This is a genomic window from Thalassospira sp. UBA1131 (assembly GCF_002311515.1).
Taxonomy (GTDB): Bacteria; Pseudomonadota; Alphaproteobacteria; order Rhodospirillales; family Thalassospiraceae; genus Thalassospira.
Genome location: NZ_DCAO01000061.1, coordinates 9380 through 10195 on the forward strand (window position 1 = coordinate 9380; position 816 = coordinate 10195).

The window sequence follows — 816 nt, forward strand, 5'->3', positions numbered from 1 at the left end:
CACAAGCTTTTGAACCGCTGCATCAATATCAGCAGTGGTGTTCTGAAATATGACTATACCGAAACCATGGCGCAGCGCCTTGATGGCGACAGCTTTCCGATGGAAATCATCGTAAGTCCGGCCAATTTCGCCTCCGAGATGAGTTATCTTTACATTTTCCGCGACATCACCCGACGCAAGAACGCGGAAGTCGCGCAAAAGAAGCTTGAAGAAGACCTGCGCGAGGCCCTTAAACTTGAGGCGATTGGTCATCTGGCTGGCGGCATTGCCCATGAAATCAACACGCCCAGCCAGTATATCCGCGACAACCTGAAGTTCCTGAATGACAGTTACGGGGCGCTTTCGCGCATGCTTGGTCTGGCCTTGCAGACCTTGTGGAAAAACCGTGCAAATTTGCCGCCCAATACGTTTGAGGATTTCGCCCGACAAATGCGTGATTCAGATCTTGAATTCCTGCTTGAGGAAATCCCGCATGCCACCCAGCAATCCCTTGATGGCATCAATCAGGTGGCGCGCATCGTGCTGTCGATGAAGGAATTCTCCCACCCCGGCGGGACGGAAAAAACCACCACCGACATCAACCGGGTTCTGTCGAACGTGATTGTGATTTCACGCAATGAATGGAAACACAATGCCGACATCACCGAGGAATTCGATCCGGAAATCCCGCATATTCCCTGCCACATCAACGAGGTCAATCAGGTCTTCCTCAACCTGATTGTCAACGCGGCACAGGCCATTCAGGCGGCAGGGCGCAAACCCGGTGAGGGACATATCACGGTCAAGACCACATCGCTTGATGACAGCATCCTGATT

At 52.5% G+C, this 816-nt stretch carries 1 protein-coding gene; it reads left to right on the forward strand.

From position 1 onward, the window contains the following. Positions 1-816: PAS domain S-box protein (locus tag B3Z49_RS09310; protein WP_296990279.1), on the forward strand; the 816-nt coding region annotated here is incomplete at both ends.